Origin of the sequence: Weissella muntiaci (assembly GCF_008107635.1) — a bacterium.
GTDB classification, from domain to species: Bacteria; Bacillota; Bacilli; order Lactobacillales; family Lactobacillaceae; genus Weissella; species Weissella muntiaci.
The window spans coordinates 25,207-46,801 of the sequence record NZ_SDGZ01000008.1 but is presented as its reverse complement, the minus strand read 5'-3'; the positions used below and the strand labels follow the sequence as shown (position 1 = coordinate 46,801).

Below are 21,595 nucleotides of genomic sequence, written 5' to 3'. Positions count from 1 at the left end.
TGTATTAATGAACAGAGAACAATATCAAGAGCAAGTTGAAACAATGCTCTCCGTTTTTCCGCCATTTATGAAAGATTGGAATCGAGAACTAGTTATCAATGAAATATCTTATGCCACGATATATCAATACTTCAAAACAACAAGGGAATTCTTTTCTTGGCTTCTGGAGTCGGGTGTACTAGATTATTCGAAAATCAAAGATATTAAACCGAAAGACCTCAATATAGATAAAAATACGGCAAATGATTATAAATATTATCTGCGTGAACGTCCAAGACAAAGTACTTATGGTGATGTTCGTAATGCTGCAAGCGCAAAAAATGCCGACAATACCCTAACAACTAAAACAATCAACAATAAATTATCCGCACTCTTATCTTTATATAGATATTTAACTGAAGATGTTGAAATTGATGGAGACGTATATTTTGATAGGAATGCTTTTAAGAAAGCTGGATTACTGAAAGATAAAGAAGCTAAAGGTAATCAAAGAAATAAAGATTTAGTTCGGCAAATGTTTCTTGGAGATATAAAATTCGATTTTCTAGATTGGGCAAAAAATAGGTACCCTGCATCATCGGATATGAAGCCTCAACAAAAGAAAACATATAAACGTGACATCGAACGAAACCTTGCAATATTTGCTTTAATTCTAGGATCAGGTATACGTGTAAATGAATTGGTAAGCGCTGACGTTGACGCTATTGAGTTCAAGAAAAATGGTGGAGAAATTAGAGTTTTAAGAAAAGGTGGTTTTACTAATACTGCATTTATTTCACAATGGGCAATTCCATATATACGAGATTATCTCGATATTAGAAATGCACGATATAATCCACAAAAATCGCAAAAAGCGTTATTCTTAGCATTCTCCCGCACTGATGACCATGCCAATAGAATTACAGTGAGCGCTGTACAACGAATGTGGAAAAAGTGGTCCACGGCGTTTGGACGCCCTTCGACGCCTCATAAGGGACGCCATACATTTGCTACTGAGCTGTATAATGCCACTTCAAATATAGTGCTCGTTGCTGATGCATTAGGCCAATCGACTACGTCTGCTACGACAAAGTACACTCACATACTTGATGGAGAGATAAGCGATGTTGTTGCTAATCTTAATGCTGAATCCAATGACTCGTTCCCTTCTATAAGCGTATATGAAGATAGTGCATCAAAAGTAAATGAATTAATTTAAAAAAGTATCTTTATTTAAATAATAAAGATACTTTTTTAATTTGTTCTTTTGTCTGTGGAACCTTCCCAAATAGTGATGGGATATATATATTCATGTCTCGTATCTCTACCATTCATACGTGACTCAAGTAAATCTACGGCAAGTTCAGTCATTTCATCTAACGGTTGCACAATGGTAGTTAGTTGAGGTAACACGTTCCGCATTAACTCAGTACCATCATAGCCGATGATTAATAGGTCTTTAGGTATTGAAATACCACGCTTTTGAGCCACTTGCATGGCGTATGCTGCATCTGTATCATTACCGGCAAATATTGCGTCAATATTCGGATTCTCTACGAAAATTTGGTTTAGTAAATTTAATTTTTTGGTAGTTGGTATATCAAAATCTATAATGTATGTTTTACTCTCTAAGTCATTTAGTTCCATAACTGCTTCGTAGCCTAAACGACGTTTTTGCATTGGGCTTTCTCTTTGAGATACGTTAGTATGAATGATTCGCTTTGCGCCATTCTCGATTAACCGTTCAGTTGCCAGTTTCCCTCCATCGTAATTATCCGACTCGATAATTGGTATATCTTCATTTACAATACGGTCAATTGCTACTATTGGTAAATTTTTTTGCTTATATTCAGGGATATTTTGATTATGGGTTCCTACGATCAGACCATCAACTTGCTTACTAAGTAATTGATTAAGGTAATCAATCTCTTTATCTGGGTCATTTGTAGAGTTTCCAATTATCACTTTATAGCCTTTTTTATACAGTTTTTTCTCTAACAGGCTTGCTAACTCACCAAAGAATGGGTCCGATATGGTTGGCAATAAAATACCAATTAAGTTTGTTTTAGTCTTTAAAAGCTGTCTAGCAACTATATTTGGGTGGTATCCAAGTTCGTTAATGGCAGAATTTACTTTATCAATAGTTGCTTGACTTAGGTACCCTCGATGGTTCAAAACTCGCGATACAGTTGTTTTTGATACACCTGCTAGTTTAGCAACATCTTCTAATTTTATTGTTGGCATAGTAGTCCTCCGCACAATCTATTTTACACAAAAATGCCCTCAGAATATAACCAGGAGGATAAATTCTAAAGGCTGTATACTTATGCTTTTAGTTCTTGATAAGCTAATGCAAAGTTTCCTAGATTAGCAGAACCGTTGTCTTTAATTAATGGTCGAGTTAGATATTGTTCTAAGTTTGGAATATCTATATACCCATTCATCATGTCTGAGAACTGGGACCTAACTTTATCCATTAGAGTATCATTGATTACTCCCCCACCAAATACAATCTTATCAGGTCGTAGAGTAAGAGTGGTTTGCATTGCAGCCTGGGCAATATACCATGCCATTATATTCCATACAGGGTCATTTATATCAACATCTGCACCCTTTTTACCTATTCGTGCCTCAAATGTTGGCCCAGCAACAAGTCCCTCTAAACAATCATGATGGAAGGGACAGATCCCTTCGAAATTCAAATCATCTGGGTGTCTTTTAACAAGAACGTGGCCCATTTCAGGATGGCCAAGAGATCCAATGAAATCGCCATTTACTACAGCCCCTGCTCCAACACCAGTTCCAATAGTATAATAAACTAACGATTTAGTCTTTTCATTAGCTAATGTAGACATTACATATTCGCCGTAGGCTGATCCATTCACGTCTGTCGTCCAGGTGATAGGTACGTTGAAGTGATCTCTCAAAATTCCAACAAAGTCAACGTCTTGCCAGCCTGGCTTAGGTGTATTTGTAATGTAGCCATATTTTTCAGAGTTTTTTCGTAATTCAATCGGTCCAAATGAAGCAACACCAATGGCTTCTAGGTCAAATTGATTGAAGTAATCGATTACTTTATTTAATGTTGATTCAGGATCTGTTGTAGGGAATGATGTTTTATCAAGTACACGATAATCTTCATTACCAACTGCGCAAACAAACTTTGTACCACCAGCCTCAATACTTCCAATTAACATATTTCTTCTCCCATTTATTTTAATATTTCACAAAACTCGACTATGATACCTTCGGGACCCTGGACGTTGAAATACTTAATGCCATTCTCCCAGAAAGGAAGAAATTTAATTTCTTTATCTATCAGTGCAAATCCCTCAGCCTTTGCATCTATGAATGCTTGGTCTATATCACTAACATCTAACGAGATATGATTGATTGCTCCAGGTGCACCAGCAACTTCATCTAGCTTCCAGGTTTCAATTACAAGTTTATCTTTTTCCATAAAAATCACGTTACCACTTGGGAAGTCACCAATCTTAGTAAAACCAAGTTTTCCCCAAAACTTTTCAGCTTCGGTAAGCTCTAACGTAGGAATACCGATATGTTGCAATCCATGAAAATCATTTTTTAACATTATAAATCTCCTAATTAATCCGTTGATGTTTTAAACCTGGAATAATATGATTGTCCGCCCAACCAGTAATTCCACCTTGGAAAATAAATGCAAATATTGTTCCTAATCCGTAGTTGGTAAAGTCTGGCAAAATTACTATAGATATAATTCCAATGATTGTTGGTGGAATATATGAGGCCCACATTGCGACTACAGCGTTACCCTTGAAGTATTTAAATCTAAGAATTTGCATCAGATCATCTGCAGGGTGTAATACCAAGTTTACTCTTTGATAAATCGAAATAGCGATTGCTATAAAAATTACCCCTAGAAAGTTTAGAGCAGTATATCCAATTCCTCCTAAAAGATGATGCACCTCAGGGAATAGACCTGAAAACTCACTGGCAAAAAAACTAATGAGCATTGAAAAGGGCACCATAAAGGCGATGTTTCCAAAGAACTTTTTCCAATCAAAGTAACCCTGGAGAATAACATTCAGTAATGCTGTAAGAACGCCAAACCCAAAGAACGTCCAACCAAGCATAACTGCCGATCCGTTAAAGATCGCCTTGTTAAAGCCTGATTGAGTTGCGGTCCAGTATGCAGATCCTAAGATTGCTGGATGCATTTTCTGACTAGTTACAATAGTTAATACATTTCCAAAAGAGTTTAACAAAATAGATATAGTAAAATAAAAAATTGATTGGCTGAATGAAATAGTTGTAGAACGATTAAGTGTTCTATGATTGAGCATCCTATCCACCTTCTTTTACATCTGAGTAAGTATAAACTTGAAATATTTCCAATAAAAGCGCTTTCATTAATTTAAATTATACTTATGTGACTTTATATGTCAACCGATTAACATATACAAATTAGGAGTATGTGTATATGTTATTTATCTTACAATTTTTTCTTATAACGTTGTTGTATCAAAAAACCTATATTAACGCATTTCTTTGCTATCCAATGCGATGACAAATAATCGGATGGAAATAAAGATTGCGGAATCTATTTAAGGTACAATTGTTATATTATTTTACTCACACATATTTTTAGGTGGTATGGAAATGACAACACAAATTGGTATACCTGAATATTGGCATGATTACATCCTGGCACATGCGTTTACTTTTACATTAAAACAGTTTAGTGAAAGTTCGGGATTATCCATAAGAAATATAAAAAAAGTTATCCACGAGCATAGAATTGAATTAGGAATTTCAGACGTATATTGGAAGGAGTTTATTCTTAGAAATAGAATGAACTATAGTATTTCTGATTTAAGTTCATTCTTGTCCGTTTCGCAATCCGATGTCGTACGATTTCTTAAACAAATGAAAATTGAAAATTCTACGATTGAATCTAAACCACTTCCCAAAATGCCTTCGAGCAAGAAAATATTAGCTAATTGGTTAACTTCGAATTCGCAACATTATACTGTGCAAGAAATATCTGAGCTAACTAGTATAAGTAAACGTACAATTTTATATAAATTAAAAGCACTTGGACTTCCTCATATAACAAGGCGACCAAGTGCGAAATCAATTGAAAAAGATTCAGAAATTGAGAAATTCTTTATTCGAGGACTGAACGACCGACAAATTGGCGAAAAATTTGGCGTATCACGTCAAGCGATAGAGCAGGCTAGAAAACGATTGGGATTAAAAAAATAACAAGTGACGTTTCATAATGTTTCTTTATAATCGTACACTGAATAGAATTTTTTCTCTCTCAGCGCCAATCTTGACGCAACTAAGATTTTATCTTATTTTTTCTTTCATTAATGATCTCTTTAAAAATCTCGATATCATCTTCATCCGCGAATTCTGTTAGGAACCTTTTAGCCTGAGATCGAAGCCTCTGAACCTTTCTGACCTCAGCATGTGCTGCATCGTAACGTTTTTGTGAGTCTCCGTAAGTTGATTTGCCCATATCACACCTCCCTCATTATGATAGTGGTACAAATGCTTCTTAACAACATAGTTACATGAATCACAATCAAGAATTGTTGTAAAAATTTCATCGGCCCTACTGTTAAAGAAAGATGGCTCAAATGCTGATGTATAGGCGTTTGTGTTAGGAATATGTGGGCCGATTTCAGTTTACAACATAGCGTTAAAATAGACATTTTAACGCTATATTAATCTAAAATAAAAGGCCCAGCACTACACTGAGTCTTTTATTACCTTTATATTGTGTTTAAATTTGCAGTTTCGAACGTTCAAATATGCTGATTTTCGATACTTGACTCTTTATAGATATTCAGTAGTGCATTTTTAATACATTACTCTTCATTTGCTCGTTCTTTTTCTTGATCACGTAACAACGATTCATAGTTATCTTTTAACTCTGATAATTGTTTCTTAGCGCCACGTACTCGCTCATCATGCCATTCTAACTGCTGATTATATTCATGACGAACCATTTCATCATCGGAAATACCTAGCTTTTGGATAGTTGAATGTATTTGATTAAACTGTGCCTCAAACTTCTTTTTATAGTCAGCAAAATCATCTTCAAATTTTTGTATTTTACGCTTAGCTTTATCACGTGCCAAACGTTGGTCTTCTTCAAGCTTTGTCATTTGATAGAATTCACTCCGTTCTTAAACTTTGATTCGGAATGAATCTTTCCAACAGCTTCAACAGCTTTATCACCAGACTTACCTTTTAGACTTTGTTGAATTATGGTTTCTTCACTCTTGATCTTAATTGAGAATGCCTGTTCATCAGCCATAATCTTAACTTCGTCTACGCCTTTTAAACCAACGTATCCGACTCTTAGAGCACTAGGAAGGATTACTTTGGCCATACGTTTTCCCATATCGTGCATTTCTTTTTCAAACATTTTTAGAATCCATAACCCTTCCCAAAAGCCCTCGCCCACTTCTGATCATTCATTACTGCATTATTACCAGTATTCTTTAATCCCTGAGCAACTGTCTTTAAATGTCCCTTTTGGTCTTGAATGGATTTATGTGTTTGCATAATTGCATTTTGATCAACGTGGTGTTGAACGTCACTTCTTGTTTCATAAACAATCTGATCGAGATCACTCATAGTAACGCCCACACCACTTAGCGTGTGAAACACAGTTGATTTGACGTCTTTGAATATTTTATCCATATCGGACATGATACTCTGATTAACCTTTTCAATATTATCTAAGTGATTATTTAGGCTTAGCACTGCGCTTGCTGCGGAATCTAACTCGTCTTTATCAACCTCGACTTTACCACCCACAGTATCAGCATTCGCAGTTGTAACGAATAACCCTTCAATACCAGACAGAATAGACTTTCCTGTTTTTTCGGCCAGCTTAGCACCCTTTTTGAACCAACTAGCGCCTTTCGAGATAATTTTTCTGTCTATTTCTAACATCTCCATTGGATACGCTAACCGATCGGTTACTTGCCTTATAAAATTATTTGACCATTGATACAGCAAAAAATCTCCAACGCGGGAATTATCAACTTTAAACTTTTGAGGATACGAACTCAACATATGCGTTGAAAGTATACTCAATATCGGAATTGTTGAAGTTGATTTTGAAAATACTGTTGTTCCATAACCCTGTGTTGCTGTCCACTGTGCAATCACATCATTATAATGAACAATATTTGTTACCTTTTGCTTCCCACCAATTAGCAACCATTGTTTTTCTTTTTGTGTTAACTGCTTTGAGACGTCCGCACTGGAGAATGTCATTGCAGAAACATGATGTGTTGCGGCTACTTTTTGAGCCAACGCTCCACCAAGCGAGTGACCGGTAATTTTTGTCACTTTAACGCCTTTCATCTTTGAAACATTTTTGTAGAAGCTCTCTGCGGAGTCGAATTGACTATTTCCAGTCTTCAATCCACCTACCACATTACCACCATCGGCTACTCCAGCATCCTTAATAAATTCACCTGGAAAATCAGTTCCCGCGTAGCCGATTGTAGTATTTGAATATTTAGGATGATCACCTTTATCATTTGAAACTGGTACAACTGCTATTCCTTGAAACCCGTTGTTTGAATACCCAGCACTTTCCTTACCATCAAGCTTATTATTATCCGCAGCCGATATTACTTTATAGTATTCTTTGGTGTCTGGATCCTGGAAGACCTGTCCCTTTTTAAAAGCTTCATCGCCAGCACTCAAGTGCGAAGCTTTATATGCCGTTCCGCTAATAAACTTATCTTCTTGATATTGTTCATTATTTATACTCATACTGATACCTTCTCACCATCGCTTAGTACAACTGTTGTAGTAGCTTTGGTAATTCCTTCTGAAGGTACACCCTCCGAAGGAATATATCCTCCAGTATCAATATTGTCATTTGAATAGTAGCCTATGCCACTAATCTTTATTTTCTTTCCATTTTGTAGAATAACTGAGTGATACAAAGTTGACCCACTCCCTAATTTAACTCCTTCTCTTAATATCCTTATCTCAGAAATATCCCTATATGAATTCTTTATTTTTTTTGCTACAGCTATCTGCCTATCTTTCTCCTGTTGCCAGTCATAGTCCTTCTTATAGTCCATTCCAAACTTCCCTCCTATACACAAGACAATCACACCCAGTATGATTGCTATTACCAACCTCTTATGTTTTTTGAACATAATATGTATTCTCCCTATACTAATGAATGAAAAAACATTAAATCCATTGTGATTAGATTATCATATTTAACAATGCAAAAAAAGTCACTAAGTAGAATAACTCTACCTAGTGACTCTAAATAGTTAATTGTTCTGGGTAAACAATTAACGGTATGTGTTTTTATCTTAGGAGTAGGTATAGTAGCTGGGTAACTACTACAACTTAATAATATGCCAACGCCCTTAATTTTGGCTTAACTCTAAAAAAATCTTTACTTTTCATTCATGAAATAAACAATCACCTTAGTATCACCGTCTTTAATCTTAAAACCGACTTTTTCATTAGTAGCTGAATTGATTGAGATCTCTGCCTTTACTTCTGAATTAAAATGACGTTCTTGATCACCTATATATATAGATAGTAAGCCCTTGTCTAAATTTAACTGAGTCTGCAAGGTGCCCCGTTCTATTACTTCATCGCTATTCATAAGGGCATAGAAATGCTTTCCGTCATTTATACCCAATTCACTCACATTCACTACCGTTTTTATCATGTTATAACCCACCTAAAAGATTGAATGATTAAAGTATAAGCTGAAAATTTCGATTTATCATCTAATTTAGTTTACAGAATTATAACAAAAAAATTTAATGGTTGTATAAATATAGTTAGGAACCCTTATTTATTTTTCTTCTGAAAATACACCTTAATACCAAGTAAAACCACCAGTATACCTAGGATTATAGCTAATATGATGCAAAGTTTGAATAGTATCGCATTCACATTAGATAAATAGACTGACATTTCAGTTGCTTTACCCAAAGCGGCTGTAATGATAGTTAATATGACTGCTCCACCCAGTATTGCCACCATAATTGCAACAGTATGTTCGCTAAAAAATAATAGAACTTTTTTTAATTTTTGATCCATTTTTAATTACTCCTATAAGTTTGTCCCTGCCGATTAATGCTGTTAGCCATTTCTTTTTGTAATCGATCATAACGGCCTTGTGACCATCATCTGCAATATCCTGCTTAACTGTAGAGATGTAAGTGTATCATTCTTAAAATCAATACCAATATCTGTCTTTTCCAGACCTGGTAATTCAACACTCTCAACATACTTATCATCATTATCCCAAACATCGGTTTTCATAAATCCACGACATTTTGTAGATTTACAGCAAAGTTCATCTCGAAAGTATCAAATGGATTCCATGAACTCTTAAACAACTCTTTTGCCATTATAAGATACCTGCAAAGACTTAAGCGTTTTTTCTACACACAAACTCTAACATCATGTTTTTTATTTGTTAATAGAAAACAGCTCACTACGTAGACATTTCTTCTAACTAAGTGAGCTATTTATAAGATTCTTTATTTCTTTGAAAATGGCACCTTAACTAAATATACGATAGATCCAGCAAGGACAAAAAGAATTCCAGCGATTGTAATGCCGGTCGATTCAGATTGGCCAGTGTTAGGGAGTTTTTCTTGTGACATTTCTTGATTAATTGTCTTTTGAGAACTAACTCGCTTGTTCTGAAGCCCAACCGATTGTAATGGGTTGTTACTTGTAACAATTACATTCTCATGGCCAGCAGACTGTTCGAAATTATTCTTAATGGTAGTCTCACTATTGTTGCTGTGATTACCCGATATATTCTTCTCTGAATTAACCAAATTGCTTTCCTCATTACTTAATTCATTTTTTTCCTGATTATCTGCAATAGGTTGTTTTTCGTACACGTATTCAACAATTTGACCTGTACCTGAATAACTTCCTGTAGATGAACCGACGACTTTTAATAATTTATAGCCGTCGATATTTCGAGGTGATACTGAGTATTGTGAGCCGATGACTCCTGAATTTGTCTGATCAGCAATAATAGTTTTACCTTCTGCATCCACGTACTTTACCGTGATTGCACCAGTTGAGTTAGGTATCCGTTTATAGACAGGTTTGATGATAGGTTCAGGCATTTTATAGGTGTGAGTATCATCAATGGGAAATGAGTTTAACTGGTAATTTAGCATCATTGGCAGGTCATAAATTGAAGGAAGTCCGGTATACTCTAATAACTGCCTGAATGACATTAGTTGGTTAACAGAAGAGTCGCCATACATGGATTTATCAAGATCTAATTGCCACCCGGGAACATTAAGTAGATCATCTGGAAACAAATCAGTGTTGTATCCCGTATATGAATATGTTTGATTTGGCTTTATTGCAACACCATTAGCATTAGTTAATGCATGTCCATTCTCATCTGAATATTGGACAGGAAAATTAATTGGAATACGCTTGAAATGATACACAATTTGTTGTGGTTCAGTGGTATATTTCCCTTTTGGGTTTCCTTCTACGTTAATAAGCTCCATATCATCGTGCATTTTCGGACGAAAATCTATATCTTCGCCGACCTGGCCAACTAACGTATCTTCAGTCAAGAATTCATTATTTTCCTGATCTACATATTTTACTGTAATAGGAGCACTCTTCTGAGATTCACTGATACTGCTCTTAGTTGTATCGGCATAAACTCCTAAATCGATGACTGGCGTAGCCATTAGTACAAACGATCCAATCAGCTGAATTCCTACTACACTTGCCTTCTTGATATTCATTACTTACCCCTTATTGATTTATAATTACTTATTATAAACCAATATATAACCTTTTATAAACCTTTTATAAACTAAAAACACTCCTATCTAAAATTTATTAGATAGGAGTATCCTTGCAGACCTTGTTTAGGTTTGTATTTTACATATACGTGGAAAATACTCAAATTAGTTACTAAATAAAAATATTATCAAACGGACTTGTTCCCGAATTTGCCACTTGAGTCAAAAAGATCTTAATGGCGGTTTGAGTTGAAAGGCCTTGCTTTTTGAATATTTCATCCGCACTGTCTTTAAGTTCTCCGTCGATTCTCAACTGAATTAGCTTTTCTGACATACTTTTCTCCTATTCTATGATTCGAACGTATCCGGCCTTACAGCGAACTTCATCTAGGTTCTGCATTATAATTTTTTTCGCTTGATCAAAGACATACTGCATTCGATTTTTTGATAAATCTCCATATTTGAATTGCAACCACGTTGGCCTACTAATTCCCACTTGCTCATATACATCAGCTTCTTTTATTCTTGCCGAATATATGAGTGCAGTCATTTTGCCAACCGTTTTACTCCAAACCCTTGTAGAATATGACTCCTTTAAATCAACTTCGTCATTGATTCTAGAAACGTACAATTCAGCTTGTGTAAGATACAAATTGATAGATACACCAGCTTTGTTGTTTTTCAAATTCCACCAGGACATCTTGGAAATTTTTAAATAATCGAATACATCTTTCTCACGTAAACCAGCGGAATAGATGTTTCCGAGTAATGAACCTATACGTTCAACATGATATTGCGAAGTAGAATCAATTTTCACTGTATTCACCTCAACAAATATATTTTGTATACAAACATGATTCTATAAAATCCATCAATGTGCCAATCTATGATATACTAACGTTGATTGAAAAAAATATTGTCGGCTGTTTTTTATTCTCAAACAGCGCAAGTTTATATATATTCTCACTTTGAATTCATTCATAGTTTCCGCTTGTATATATATAAATATAACACGATATTTCCTTAATGCAAGCCGTTTTTTTAATTATATTTCATGTATATCAGGAGCGCTTTTCATGAGTATCTATGAAAGAGTATCAACTTTAGCCAAACAGAAAGGCTATCGAAATCTATCTGAGCTTTCTAAAGCCGTTGGCTTAGGGACTAACGCTATTTATGACTGGAAGAAACACGCACCAAGTTTGAATAACGTAATTGCTGTAGCAAAAAAATTGGATGTTAATGTTGACTACTTAATTGGAAATGATTCTCCTAACAGCCTTCCGATCAATATTGCAGAGCTTTCAGTTACTGAACAGACTTCATACGTCAATGCTTTCGGTAAACCTATAAATGATGATGATTGGCAAGTAATTCTAACTCTCCTTTCTCGTTACTCAGATAAATAAAAAGGGTCAGAAACTTAAATTCTGACCCTTTATTTATATTGTGACTCTAGCGGATTTTTTAGATTTAGGCCGTTATACAGCAAATATGGATTTTAAACGTCTCTGATTTTTTTGATTTGTACCTAACTATAAATTATCTTCTTAATTCACACCACAATATATCATCTAACTCAAATTTGTGCTCACCAATATATATATGAGTATCATCAAAGCCTTTAACTTTACCACTGATTATTGGGCTATTGAAACCCATCTTACTTTTGGAGTTTGCCTGAACACTAATCTCAGCGTTTTGTGCATAAGCTTTAAATATAATTTCTGTAACTTCTTCAACCGCCATTTCCGGCATAGCAACTTGACTACGTTTGTGCGCTTCGTCAGCAGAATGCTTACCAGCGCTTTCAGTATGATCCGACAAATAATAACCGTTCCATTTAACCATGCCTCGATCAACGTAATATTTCTCAAAATAATCTTTTGCTATTATTCTATATTCTTCTTCATTATCCATAAGCGTTTCCACCGTTATGGCCACCAACTAATCCCGCACGTTGAATCATTGTGCCTCCATTACTAAGTGACGATAGTTTGACTAATGATGTAACTCCGTACTTACTTCTGATTGCATCAATTGTTTTTTCTAAAATAGATTCCTCTAACTGTTTTGGCACAGGTGTGAAGAGATCCATTTGTTCTACTCCGTCATCTGACAATTTTCCAGCCGATACCCCAAGATTACGAACAACAGCGTCATCATAATGTGTATCAAAGATCTGCCATAATGCCTGCACGATTGGCCGTGACTTATTGGTTGGCTGGATAGCAATTTGTGCACTGAACCCCTTGTGTCCGTTCACAGAACTAGCATAAGACGGCCCAACATATAACGAGACGACACCTGCATTTTTGTGCTTTGCTCTCAGTCGCGAAGCAACTTGCTCTCCTATCTCTCGAATGACATTTTTAATTTCTGATGACTTGGCATAGTCTCTTGGTAAGACCTGGCTATTGGATATATTACCCTCTTTAACGTGGTATTTATTTGCAACTACGCTTCGGTCAACTCCCCAAGCTAAAGCATATAGCTCTTCCCCTCTGATGCCTAACTTACTCTTTAAGTAGAAAGGATTTGTCCTGGCAAGTTCACCCATTGACAAAATACCTAACTGACGTAGTTTCTTGGCCGTTCGCCTACCAATACTCCATACCTCATCAAGATCCTCAATAGGCCAAAGTTTATCTGGTATAGTTTCAAAACTCCATTCACCTATTAATGAATGATTGTGTTTTGATTCAATATCTAAAGCCATTTTTGCCATTGCTGCAGTGTCACCGATGCCAACAGTCAAATATAATCCGAGTTCACGTTTTACATGCAATTGAATTATTCGTGCAAGTTTGTGCATGGTCAAATCAGCGCCAAATTTAACACGTAAGTACTCCCAACTGTTTGTAAGGTCAAGAACTGATTCATCAATTGAATACAGCTGTAAGTCTTCCTCTGCCACGTATTGCCGGAAAATATCATTAACTTTTTTATTCATTGCAATGTAAAAATTCATACGTGGGTTAACTATAATTAGTCTTTGATCTTTAGGTAAATCACGTTGACGCATTACATTTTTAACGCCAAGCTCACTTTTAGCCCTTGGAGACGCCGCCAACACCAGCCCGCCATTAGTATTCTTCTGTTGACTCATAACTACTAAAAGCGACTTCATTGGATTTAAACCGAGAGATACGCTTTCAACGCTGGCGTAAAAACTCTTCGAATCAATAAGCATAATCTTTCTTCGAGTCTCGTTAGCAGTTACATCTTTATCCTGCATAATTCCGCCCTCATCATATTAGATTTAAGTTAATATTTTTATGATACATCAAGTAAAAGTGTATTTAAAGGATTGAGTTTTCCGTTTATAAGTGGTACGAACAATGTTATATCCTTATCACTTATACTCATTCCTTATAAATTTATGCATAGTTTATGGTAATATTATTTTTAAACACTTAAAGGATAGGATATTGCAATGGAAAGTCGATCTGATAAAAATAAGTCGCCCAGGAAGAGAAAGCCTCTAATAATTTCGGCAATAGTTTTTTTCGTAGTTATTGTTGCGGCACTTGCTGCTTATTTTTTGAATGTAAATACGAAAGTAGATTCAAAAATAGAATCCCCTTCAACAAATAAATCTGTAAATAAGCATTCCAAAAAATCCAGCTCAAATGTAGACACAAAGTCATCTGTCAGTTCAAATACAAAATCATCTAGTAACTCAAACACTGATAAATCAAATAATTCTGACGGTTCTAGAATAGCTAGTTCTTCCAGCGTAGTCTCATCTACCAGTTCGATATACACTGGTAATGAAGATAAAATGCTGGCTATTCACAACATAAGAGAACATATTGCTAGTTACGCTCTATCGTTTGCGGAACCTTATGCACAACAGTTTGATCCAGATAGTTACGCATTAACCGAGATACCCGGTGGCTTTGATATCAAATTTACAAATGGTGATCATGTTGTTGCAATTGATAATAAAAACGACTCTTATACGTTTACAAATCAAAATAATAATCAACAAATAACACAAGACCTTGGATATATAATGACGGGTAAGAAGGCACCGGTGAATAACTAAGGGTATATATTGATAAAAATGTCCTGCTATTAATCAATAATGTGCACTTCAAAAGTTGAAGTAACATTTTTTTAAATAATTTTATAGTTATTCTAAATAAAAAAGGAGTTGTGAGATTTTAAAGTCTCACAACTCCTTTTTATCACTGCGTTTCTAACTACTGAAACACCTGTATTGTGTACCACAACGATAAAGTATCATTGTAGAAGTTTTATTTATCAACCTGTTTATCCTGGCTCACTATCGTACTATCTAATATATGATCTATTGACGGGTCATTCAATCCATTTTTTAGCCTATACGGACTTTTTGTTATGGCATGAGTACGCTTCTCAGTCTTCATATACTGACCAGAAATTATCATCGTTCCCTCTGCAACCCACATAATATAGGACTTGACCAAAAGACTACCAGTTCCCTTTAAAATCGTTCTAATCCTATTATCCATCTTACTTACATTAGGAATCTTTGATGCTGACGCATTTCTATAGCCCTGAAATAATCCCAAAAAAGTAAACGTGTCTCCTAATCTGTTTGTCAGCACAGTTGAAACAGGAAGCAACGTATAACGTAATGGTGGAAGCAAGAATACTATGATCAGCTTTGCATCTTCATTCCACACTGCAAGGATAGTCACTATAACTATTATTATGGACATCCCTATCCAAGCATTTAAATATAAAGTATTGTGTTCTTTCATAGATGCTTGACCGTTCGTTACTGCAGGCGATATGGAATATCAAACATGATACCATTAGCCATATCATCTGCAATAGCTTGTACTGGGGTCGGTGTATCAAAAACCCCGTTATTCCGCAGAGTCTCCAATGCGTTTGCTGTTGTTTTCAAACGATCCGAAACAATTGGTTGTCGCTCACCATCTACTGTAAGGCCCCAGGCAGAAGATTTATAGTCATACAACATCGCTTCACCCGGATGCAAACTGATGCTAGACATTGCTCGATTAACTGACGGCCTGTTGCCTTTTGCAGCAATCGTTTCCATATTTGACGAATATCCTGATGAAATGGGATTGAAGTTTGTTGTTTGAATGACGCCATTTCCAGAAATACGACCATTGTAGAATTGGTTTGCACCATTCTTACCAGTTACAATCATGGCATCAGCACCAGTATCAAACATTGTCTTCAATACATTACCGTTTGCCACTGGCGGATTAGAATAATCAAAACCAAACTGCATGGGGGTAATTGTAGATGTTCCTGGTGCAATTCCTCCAACTGAGTTCATTGCTCCTATACCTGTTGAATTGATTCCATCAGCTGAGAGAGGCTGGTCCAAAATGCCATCCAAACTATCAAATGTCCTAGAGTTTGACAAGATCGCGGAAGCTCCTGCTGATGTTAATATCTTTGCGTAGTTGCCTTTAGGTTCAAATGTACCATTGCGAGAAACAAGGGGCTGCATTTTAACCTGAGAATTTCCTAATTGCATATCAGCGCGACCAATACCACCATAAAGCTGACCGTCATCCCCCTTTATTGAGAGCCCTTTATTAGTTTGTACTCCCCAAGCGGACACTCCGTCAGGCAAACCGTCTGCCATTGAGTCAGATATATTATCTGGAAGCCCCATAGCTTTGAACGTCATTCCCGCCTCAGAAACACCCGAAGGCCTAGGAGACTTAATTGTACTAGCATCTATGGCGAAGCCCTTGTTGCCACTCCTAGTAGGCATATCTGTGGATGTACGCCCTAATGAATCCATAAACTCACTTGTTGAATCATTTGCTTGCAATATTCTTGCTTCATCAAGGGAATCGTCAATATCTGTAGGTTCACCTTCGACTGTCGGTTGTAATGTACTTAACCATCGACCAACCTTATCATTACCAAATTCTTCTACTTTTTTCCCCGTCAACTGAGCTACTTTTGCTCCAGCCGCAGATCCATAGATTCCATTATCTGTTAAGCCAGTTACAAATCCAGCAGTTGCAGCACCTGAAACTACTGAGCTCATCTTACTCAAACCTTGCCAACCAGCTACCTTATCCACGTAATTTTTAAAATTCGAGTTCTCATTGTTACCAAACATTTGCCCAAAACGTCTCTTGGTTTTCATTCCAGGACTATCATCTTCCATTTTATCTAGTGCAAGATCATTCCGAACGTCATTATGTTCAAAGCCCTCATTCATCGCATCTGAAAGCTCAGCAATACCACCTTTGGGAATTTGACCATTCTCAACATCATATCCATCTGACTTCCACTGTTCTATCTTAGAATTTGCTGCTTTTTTAGATTTATCTAACGCATCATCGGGTAATTCCTTAGCTGCTTCCAAAGCACTTTCTGAAGCACCATTTTTACCCAGAGCCATTGCAGATTCCAAATTTTTAAGACTATTGCCGATATTTCCAGCACCAAATTTCTTAGCAAGTCCACCAAAGTCTCCAATCTTAGATAAAATATCAGCTTCACCCAATGCTGTTCCGCTTAACCCTGATAAGAGACCTGCGGCTCCTACTCCAGCTGTTACACCACTTACAACTGATGTTGTAGCAGCTGCAATAGTACTTGTTGATGTTGCTTTATTAATGTCCCCAACCATGTTGAAAGTTATTTGTAAGATACTCATTATTGCATTAGTAGCGGGTCTTAACATACTAACGCCTATAATCATTAGCAACGCATCAATCATGCTTGAACCTGAAAGATCCTTAATGATATTCATGCTTGTCAAGCCTACACCAATGATAACCAGACAAATTGCCCATACGAATGCCTGAATTGCTTGATAGAATATTGTACCCAATAGTTCCTTAATCCAATTGTAGAATCGCCCTCTTAACTGTGGGACTACCGCAAATATTATCATCACTGGGCCAATGACAAACAAAAAACCAAATGAGATCATTCTTGAAAAATAGAAAAATGAATTATAGACCATCAGACCTGCTAATGCCATCAGAGCAAATAGAATAGCTATGGATGACATAGCTGAAGTACCTGTCAAAATAGCTCCAACACCCGGAAATAATGTTGCAAGTGCCATTGATGCACCTGTTGCCACTCCGGCTTCAACAGTTTTACCCGCAACTGTACTGAACAAGTTTTCTGCTAATAGTAGCAGATTTCCATTTCCCACGGGGATGGCTTTCATCGTATTTCGCACTAGTATCACAAATATGCCATCAAAGTATAATAATATTCCAACAATCTTAGTATATGTGACCTCGACTGTTGCCACTACTACAAAGTCTAATAACGAATATATCGCTTTTACTCTTTCTAAGGGAGCCATTAACACCCCTGATTTAACTAACCTCATACCAAGGAAAATTAATACAATTACTGATATTATTCCTGCTAGATAAGTAAACAATAATGAGAATCTTTGATAAATATCCATCAGTGAACTAATTAACTTACCATCCTGATCAAAGGCCAAGAAAATCACAACCAAAGGATTTGCGCCTAAAGTTTTCAGCATATCCTCATTTGATGCGTCACTCGAAAATACTCCACGTAACTTGGTGGGATTGGAACCATCCTTATTTACTAATTCACCACTATCGAGCATCAAGATGAATCTAGATAATCCAAAGAATGACATTACATTATTCAATTCTTCAACAGGAAAGATCATATTCAAAATTGCGCTTTTAATTTTGCTCCAGAGCGGAATTTCGCTATAATCATCAACACCATTTTGTTTCGCTTCACTTGAAATTGTAGAAGCATTTGATGCCTGAACAGATTTGTTTGATTCAGTTTTAGCGCTCAATGAACTTGCATTCTTTGCTTTTTCACTCGAAACCTCAGCGGCGGTCTTATTTCCCAAGGCGCCAGATATATCCGCACCAATATTACTTAATATTTCAGATCCCTTATTGATTGTGTTATCAATAATCGTACCTTTGATGTGACCCTCGGCTTCTTCCGCTTCTCCAGAACCTTTCTGGTAGTTAGGTGCCGAAGTATCATAAGCTTGAACAATACTCGACTTAGATACCAGCATAGAAGCCATTAACACAGATAATAATATTAGGGCCGGAAACAATATGGTTTTATATTTAGAACTCATCCTATCTCCTTTCTAAAAATAATTCACAACATCCTCACCACTGAGAATTGATGCCACTTCTTTTCCATTCATTTTTACGATAAAAGTTGGACTGTTTTGTACAACAGTTTCACTTTGTTGAACTGCAGTTTTTAACAATTCAATGGCTATAGCTTGTTTTGTAGATGTACTAGCCTTTTTAGCAATTGGAAAAGAGATAACTAGGGTTTGAGTTTTTACATCAATTTTTAATCCCACAGAATAATCAGTATTATCACTATATTTGTGGTCCGCTATGTCTTGTTGATATGTTGATAGGACTTTTCCAAAAATATTATTTAGAGTAGGCGTATCGTAATCAGTATAGGTCTCTGCTTTTTCCACTCTCTCTGAATAGCTATAACCAGCTATTTCCCCAATACTTCCGTGGCTTTCCTCGCTATTATTGGTATCCTTTTTATTTTTAGTTCTACTTACCGTATTTTTTTTAACTGTGGAATGATTATTGTGTGCATCCCCGTTATTAGAAAAATGGATAGATAGTCCTATGACCGAAAGGATCACAACTATTATTGAACCAACTGCAATAATTTTTGATTTTTTTGTCATCGTTTACTCACCTTATAACTTAGCTTCCATGCGCTTCTTACGGTTACTCTCGAACAACTTAATTTCAGTCTCAGTAGCGTCCACTATACCGTGAGTCACCTGATTTCCTTGAATGAATAAGCCTGCGTGGTCCTTACTTCGCGTATCAATGGAAGTATCAGTTGATGAGATTATCCTTGTAGCTCCATCAGACAAGTTAAACAAATTTTGAACAATTTCTGCTTGCGTACTCTGTGTCTTAAAAAACATATAGTTGTAAGAATTGTTCTTTATACTTATATATTTTTGATCCGTTTCAAATTGGCTCATGTCCTGCGTTACATAAATTCCGCCAGCAGAATATTTGCGTCCACGTTGTGCAATATATGCCGCTAGGTCTTTGATTGGCTCGTAAGTCGTAAAAGTCGTAAGTTCTTCAAACATAATCAGTTTTATCTTATCTGCTACATTAGGTGCCTTCATCCATGAATTCGATACTTGGTAACCAAGTAACGTCATTGTGATAAATTTTAAACGTGTATTTTCCCCGTCTAATTTGGACATATCGTAGTTTACATAGAGAAATTCTTCTAATTTAGTACTGATATTATTTCCATAGTTTGTTTGTCCATCAAACAGTGTATAAGTACCAATCCCAGAAACAAACTCAGCAAGTGTATTCACTAACCGTTCGGCTCCCTTTTCCTCATTTAATTTGATAAATAAATCAGTTAATGTTGGTTGATCCTTCGGTAGTGATTTATAGTAAAGTCCGTTTCTCGTTCCTGGAGTTCCAGAATACAAAGAGTCTGGATCAGAATTAATTCCGCGTTCTTCAAACAACTTGCGCATAATGTTCAAAACTAATCTGTTTTCTCTCTCGTTCATTGGCTCTTGTTTTAAAGTCGTTAGGAAAGTGTTCATTACTAAAACACCCATATCTATCGCCTCATTGATGCTGACACGTTGTACATAATAATTGTTGTTTCGATAGACAACTTTTTTACCTGCTGATCTCAAACTATTTACTAAGGCATCTGTCTCCAACGGTTCACCATCTGCGTCTCTTTCACCTGTAAGCTCTTCTATGTCAATTTCTGTAATATTAGCCTCGATAACATTAATTACAAAAGGAGAATCATGGTCAAATGTTAGATTTAAGCCGTGTTTTCCTAATGCTTTTGCAAGACTTATATATTCACCATCTGGATCAAATCCTCTTTTGGGATTCCCAGTCATTAAAATATCTCTGTAAAGGAATACTTTGACTGCAAAGGATTTACCACCTCCAGTCGACCCAGTAACTATCATGCTGTAACTATCGACAGGCATAATATCCGTACCAGCATGGTTATAATACTCAATGTTCTTTGCTGGAGTGGAAAGGTTTTTGATAAATGGAAAGCCTTCGTTAAAAACTGATGCACCTGAGCGGGCAAAATCAATCATAGCTACTGCACTTCGGCTTACTTCTCGATAAGTATGCCATGCTTCGGTATTATCCTCGTGATAGCCTAATGGCAAAGCTAATTTCACACCCGTCAACGCTTGTTGATCGAACCTTGCTATCGAACCATTTACTGATGCAAATTGACCTTCAATACTTGCTGCCCTCATATCTGCTTCACGAATACTATCGGCTGTAATAACGCCTGTAAGCGATATTTCAAATAATTGATTCAATTGCATGTCTGCTGCTCTTAAATGTGCAGTAACTTCATCCATTTGCCGCCTATTCGCTTCAACCTTAGCTATTTGACCTTGTTGTGACTTCGTAATAGTATCTACCATCATGTTTTGTTCTTGATCTTGAAACTTCTTAACAGACTCTCTAGTTGAGAAGGCATTGACGGCCAAGTGCATATTTACAAATCCATTTGCTAGGACTTGATCCAGCATATCCGGCTTAAATATATGCGGATAACCGGTTGGGGTCATAAAAAATGGTAACCAAACTGTGTGATGTCCCACAGTATCGCTTATAAGAACCACATCCCTATAGTTATCATTAGTTGTTATGACCGAAGGCCCGATAACATTAGATAGCGTCACAGAGGGGATGGCATCTTCTCCTTCACCAAATTGGTATCCCACTTCGATATCGTTAACGTCTTCTTCATCATTATTCCTGTTAAAAATTTTATCTAATAATCCCATCTTT

The 21,595-nt window shown here is 36.3% G+C and carries 25 protein-coding genes; 4 read left to right on the top strand and 21 right to left on the bottom strand.

The window, feature by feature from the left end; all coding sequences use genetic code 11:
- Positions 1 to 7 precede the first annotated feature (7 nt).
- Positions 8 to 1,198, top strand: a complete 1,191-nt coding sequence (gene xerS / locus ESZ50_RS02345) for a tyrosine recombinase XerS (RefSeq protein WP_148621999.1) — start codon at positions 8 to 10, stop codon at positions 1,196 to 1,198.
- Between the two features lie 35 nt (positions 1,199 to 1,233).
- On the opposite strand, the gene ESZ50_RS02340 is transcribed toward xerS, so the two are convergent.
- The 4 genes from ESZ50_RS02340 to ESZ50_RS02325 form a co-directional block, all read right to left on the bottom strand.
- Positions 1,234 to 2,223 carry a LacI family DNA-binding transcriptional regulator gene (locus ESZ50_RS02340; RefSeq protein ID WP_148621998.1) on the bottom strand — a complete coding sequence of 330 codons (990 nt, stop codon included), beginning with the start codon at positions 2,221 to 2,223 and terminating at the stop codon, positions 1,234 to 1,236.
- 80 nt (positions 2,224 to 2,303) lie between these two features.
- A complete protein-coding gene (scrK, locus tag ESZ50_RS02335; protein ID WP_148621997.1) occupies positions 2,304 to 3,176 on the bottom strand; it encodes a fructokinase ScrK in 873 nt (290 codons plus the stop codon).
- Positions 3,177 to 3,190: 14 nt separating this feature from the next.
- The gene (locus ESZ50_RS02330; protein WP_148621996.1) at positions 3,191 to 3,571 is read right to left on the bottom strand and encodes a VOC family protein; all 381 of its coding nucleotides are present in this window, start codon (positions 3,569 to 3,571) and stop codon (positions 3,191 to 3,193) included.
- A gap of 10 nt (positions 3,572 to 3,581) precedes the next feature.
- Positions 3,582 to 4,304, bottom strand: a complete 723-nt coding sequence (locus tag ESZ50_RS02325) for a DUF6198 family protein (RefSeq protein WP_148621995.1) — start codon at positions 4,302 to 4,304, stop codon at positions 3,582 to 3,584.
- Between the two features lie 316 nt (positions 4,305 to 4,620).
- Here ESZ50_RS02325 and ESZ50_RS02320 point away from each other — a divergent pair, with 316 nt between their 5' ends.
- Complete coding sequence (locus ESZ50_RS02320) at positions 4,621 to 5,226, top strand: hypothetical protein (protein ID WP_148621994.1); 606 nt, start codon at positions 4,621 to 4,623, stop codon at positions 5,224 to 5,226.
- Between the two features lie 79 nt (positions 5,227 to 5,305).
- On the opposite strand, the gene ESZ50_RS02315 is transcribed toward ESZ50_RS02320, so the two are convergent.
- From ESZ50_RS02315 to ESZ50_RS02270, 11 genes are all read right to left on the bottom strand, one after another.
- The gene (locus ESZ50_RS02315; RefSeq protein ID WP_148621993.1) at positions 5,306 to 5,485 is read right to left on the bottom strand and encodes a hypothetical protein; all 180 of its coding nucleotides are present in this window, start codon (positions 5,483 to 5,485) and stop codon (positions 5,306 to 5,308) included.
- A gap of 352 nt (positions 5,486 to 5,837) precedes the next feature.
- Positions 5,838 to 6,137: a hypothetical protein gene (locus ESZ50_RS02310; RefSeq protein ID WP_148621992.1), complete on the bottom strand. Its 300-nt coding sequence runs from the start codon at positions 6,135 to 6,137 to the stop codon at positions 5,838 to 5,840.
- Complete coding sequence (locus ESZ50_RS02305) at positions 6,134 to 6,364, bottom strand: hypothetical protein (RefSeq protein WP_222860785.1); 231 nt, start codon at positions 6,362 to 6,364, stop codon at positions 6,134 to 6,136. The genes ESZ50_RS02310 and ESZ50_RS02305 overlap by 4 nt, the downstream gene beginning before the upstream one ends.
- Positions 6,365 to 6,402: 38 nt before the next feature.
- Positions 6,403 to 7,767, bottom strand: a complete 1,365-nt coding sequence (locus ESZ50_RS02300; RefSeq protein WP_148621990.1) for a Tle-like phospholipase domain-containing protein — start codon at positions 7,765 to 7,767, stop codon at positions 6,403 to 6,405.
- Complete coding sequence (locus ESZ50_RS02295; RefSeq protein ID WP_148621989.1) at positions 7,764 to 8,084, bottom strand: hypothetical protein; 321 nt, start codon at positions 8,082 to 8,084, stop codon at positions 7,764 to 7,766. The genes ESZ50_RS02300 and ESZ50_RS02295 overlap by 4 nt, the downstream gene beginning before the upstream one ends.
- A 329-nt stretch (positions 8,085 to 8,413) precedes the next feature.
- Complete coding sequence (locus ESZ50_RS02290; RefSeq protein WP_148621988.1) at positions 8,414 to 8,695, bottom strand: hypothetical protein; 282 nt, start codon at positions 8,693 to 8,695, stop codon at positions 8,414 to 8,416.
- Between the two features lie 125 nt (positions 8,696 to 8,820).
- Positions 8,821 to 9,072, bottom strand: coding sequence for a hypothetical protein (locus ESZ50_RS02285; protein WP_148621987.1), 252 nt, complete (start codon positions 9,070 to 9,072; stop codon positions 8,821 to 8,823).
- 66 nt (positions 9,073 to 9,138) lie between these two features.
- Positions 9,139 to 9,297, bottom strand: coding sequence for an alpha-crystallin domain-containing protein (locus tag ESZ50_RS11610; RefSeq protein ID WP_187387525.1), 159 nt, complete (start codon positions 9,295 to 9,297; stop codon positions 9,139 to 9,141).
- 221 nt (positions 9,298 to 9,518) lie between these two features.
- A complete protein-coding gene (locus tag ESZ50_RS02280) occupies positions 9,519 to 10,769 on the bottom strand; it encodes a MucBP domain-containing protein (protein WP_148621986.1) in 1,251 nt (416 codons plus the stop codon).
- A 172-nt stretch (positions 10,770 to 10,941) separates the two neighbouring features.
- Complete coding sequence (locus ESZ50_RS02275) at positions 10,942 to 11,103, bottom strand: type II toxin-antitoxin system RelB/DinJ family antitoxin (RefSeq protein ID WP_148621985.1); 162 nt, start codon at positions 11,101 to 11,103, stop codon at positions 10,942 to 10,944.
- A 9-nt stretch (positions 11,104 to 11,112) separates the two neighbouring features.
- Complete coding sequence (locus ESZ50_RS02270) at positions 11,113 to 11,586, bottom strand: hypothetical protein (protein WP_148621984.1); 474 nt, start codon at positions 11,584 to 11,586, stop codon at positions 11,113 to 11,115.
- Between the two features lie 259 nt (positions 11,587 to 11,845).
- On the opposite strand from ESZ50_RS02270, the gene ESZ50_RS02265 reads away from it, so the two are divergent.
- Positions 11,846 to 12,178, top strand: a complete 333-nt coding sequence (locus ESZ50_RS02265; protein WP_148621983.1) for a helix-turn-helix domain-containing protein — start codon at positions 11,846 to 11,848, stop codon at positions 12,176 to 12,178.
- Positions 12,179 to 12,311: 133 nt separating this feature from the next.
- On the opposite strand, the gene ESZ50_RS02260 is transcribed toward ESZ50_RS02265, so the two are convergent.
- Positions 12,312 to 12,689 carry a hypothetical protein gene (locus tag ESZ50_RS02260; RefSeq protein ID WP_148621982.1) on the bottom strand — a complete coding sequence of 126 codons (378 nt, stop codon included), beginning with the start codon at positions 12,687 to 12,689 and terminating at the stop codon, positions 12,312 to 12,314.
- On the bottom strand, positions 12,682 to 14,007 hold the full coding sequence (locus tag ESZ50_RS02255) for a Y-family DNA polymerase (protein ID WP_148621981.1): 1,326 nt from the start codon (positions 14,005 to 14,007) through the stop codon (positions 12,682 to 12,684). Before ESZ50_RS02255 ends, ESZ50_RS02260 begins: the two co-directional genes overlap by 8 nt.
- 198 nt (positions 14,008 to 14,205) lie before the next feature.
- On the opposite strand from ESZ50_RS02255, the gene ESZ50_RS02250 reads away from it, so the two are divergent.
- Positions 14,206 to 14,820 (top strand): hypothetical protein, encoded by a 615-nt coding sequence (locus tag ESZ50_RS02250; RefSeq protein ID WP_148621980.1) that lies wholly within the window; start codon positions 14,206 to 14,208, stop codon positions 14,818 to 14,820.
- Positions 14,821 to 15,031: 211 nt separating this feature from the next.
- Here ESZ50_RS02250 and ESZ50_RS02245 read toward each other — a convergent pair whose 3' ends face one another.
- Genes ESZ50_RS02245 through ESZ50_RS02230 form a run of 4 tightly spaced genes read right to left on the bottom strand, consistent with a single transcriptional unit; the run spans position 15,032 to position 21,591 of the window.
- A complete protein-coding gene (locus tag ESZ50_RS02245; RefSeq protein ID WP_148621979.1) occupies positions 15,032 to 15,520 on the bottom strand; it encodes a hypothetical protein in 489 nt (162 codons plus the stop codon).
- Positions 15,521 to 15,537: 17 nt separating this feature from the next.
- Positions 15,538 to 18,867, bottom strand: coding sequence for a TrbL/VirB6 family protein (locus tag ESZ50_RS02240; protein WP_187387524.1), 3,330 nt, complete (start codon positions 18,865 to 18,867; stop codon positions 15,538 to 15,540).
- Positions 18,868 to 18,879: 12 nt separating this feature from the next.
- A complete protein-coding gene (locus tag ESZ50_RS02235; RefSeq protein WP_148621977.1) occupies positions 18,880 to 19,455 on the bottom strand; it encodes a hypothetical protein in 576 nt (191 codons plus the stop codon).
- Positions 19,456 to 19,467: 12 nt separating this feature from the next.
- A complete protein-coding gene (locus ESZ50_RS02230; RefSeq protein ID WP_148621976.1) occupies positions 19,468 to 21,591 on the bottom strand; it encodes a helicase HerA domain-containing protein in 2,124 nt (707 codons plus the stop codon).
- Positions 21,592 to 21,595: the final 4 nt, after the last annotated feature.

What these genes read in the sequence shown, in the direction of transcription:
- xerS (WP_148621999.1), top strand. Translation starts at nt 8, where the DNA reads ATGAACAGAGAACAATATCAAGAGCAAGTTGAAACAATGCTCTCCGTT.
- ESZ50_RS02340 (WP_148621998.1), bottom strand. Translation starts at nt 2,223, where the DNA reads ATGCCAACAATAAAATTAGAAGATGTTGCTAAACTAGCAGGTGTATCA.
- scrK (WP_148621997.1), bottom strand. Translation starts at nt 3,176, where the DNA reads ATGTTAATTGGAAGTATTGAGGCTGGTGGTACAAAGTTTGTTTGCGCA.
- ESZ50_RS02330 (WP_148621996.1), bottom strand. Translation starts at nt 3,571, where the DNA reads ATGTTAAAAAATGATTTTCATGGATTGCAACATATCGGTATTCCTACG.
- ESZ50_RS02325 (WP_148621995.1), bottom strand. Translation starts at nt 4,304, where the DNA reads ATGCTCAATCATAGAACACTTAATCGTTCTACAACTATTTCATTCAGC.
- ESZ50_RS02320 (WP_148621994.1), top strand. Translation starts at nt 4,621, where the DNA reads ATGACAACACAAATTGGTATACCTGAATATTGGCATGATTACATCCTG.
- ESZ50_RS02315 (WP_148621993.1), bottom strand. Translation starts at nt 5,485, where the DNA reads ATGGGCAAATCAACTTACGGAGACTCACAAAAACGTTACGATGCAGCA.
- ESZ50_RS02310 (WP_148621992.1), bottom strand. Translation starts at nt 6,137, where the DNA reads ATGACAAAGCTTGAAGAAGACCAACGTTTGGCACGTGATAAAGCTAAG.
- ESZ50_RS02305 (WP_222860785.1), bottom strand. Translation starts at nt 6,364, where the DNA reads ATGGCCAAAGTAATCCTTCCTAGTGCTCTAAGAGTCGGATACGTTGGT.
- ESZ50_RS02300 (WP_148621990.1), bottom strand. Translation starts at nt 7,767, where the DNA reads ATGAGTATAAATAATGAACAATATCAAGAAGATAAGTTTATTAGCGGA.
- ESZ50_RS02295 (WP_148621989.1), bottom strand. Translation starts at nt 8,084, where the DNA reads ATGGACTATAAGAAGGACTATGACTGGCAACAGGAGAAAGATAGGCAG.
- ESZ50_RS02290 (WP_148621988.1), bottom strand. Translation starts at nt 8,695, where the DNA reads ATGATAAAAACGGTAGTGAATGTGAGTGAATTGGGTATAAATGACGGA.
- ESZ50_RS02285 (WP_148621987.1), bottom strand. Translation starts at nt 9,072, where the DNA reads ATGGATCAAAAATTAAAAAAAGTTCTATTATTTTTTAGCGAACATACT.
- ESZ50_RS11610 (WP_187387525.1), bottom strand. Translation starts at nt 9,297, where the DNA reads ATGAAAACCGATGTTTGGGATAATGATGATAAGTATGTTGAGAGTGTT.
- ESZ50_RS02280 (WP_148621986.1), bottom strand. Translation starts at nt 10,769, where the DNA reads ATGAATATCAAGAAGGCAAGTGTAGTAGGAATTCAGCTGATTGGATCG.
- ESZ50_RS02275 (WP_148621985.1), bottom strand. Translation starts at nt 11,103, where the DNA reads ATGTCAGAAAAGCTAATTCAGTTGAGAATCGACGGAGAACTTAAAGAC.
- ESZ50_RS02265 (WP_148621983.1), top strand. Translation starts at nt 11,846, where the DNA reads ATGAGTATCTATGAAAGAGTATCAACTTTAGCCAAACAGAAAGGCTAT.
- ESZ50_RS02260 (WP_148621982.1), bottom strand. Translation starts at nt 12,689, where the DNA reads ATGGATAATGAAGAAGAATATAGAATAATAGCAAAAGATTATTTTGAG.
- ESZ50_RS02255 (WP_148621981.1), bottom strand. Translation starts at nt 14,007, where the DNA reads ATGCAGGATAAAGATGTAACTGCTAACGAGACTCGAAGAAAGATTATG.
- ESZ50_RS02250 (WP_148621980.1), top strand. Translation starts at nt 14,206, where the DNA reads ATGGAAAGTCGATCTGATAAAAATAAGTCGCCCAGGAAGAGAAAGCCT.
- ESZ50_RS02245 (WP_148621979.1), bottom strand. Translation starts at nt 15,520, where the DNA reads ATGAAAGAACACAATACTTTATATTTAAATGCTTGGATAGGGATGTCC.
- ESZ50_RS02240 (WP_187387524.1), bottom strand. Translation starts at nt 18,867, where the DNA reads ATGAGTTCTAAATATAAAACCATATTGTTTCCGGCCCTAATATTATTA.
- ESZ50_RS02235 (WP_148621977.1), bottom strand. Translation starts at nt 19,455, where the DNA reads ATGACAAAAAAATCAAAAATTATTGCAGTTGGTTCAATAATAGTTGTG.
- ESZ50_RS02230 (WP_148621976.1), bottom strand. Translation starts at nt 21,591, where the DNA reads ATGGGATTATTAGATAAAATTTTTAACAGGAATAATGATGAAGAAGAC.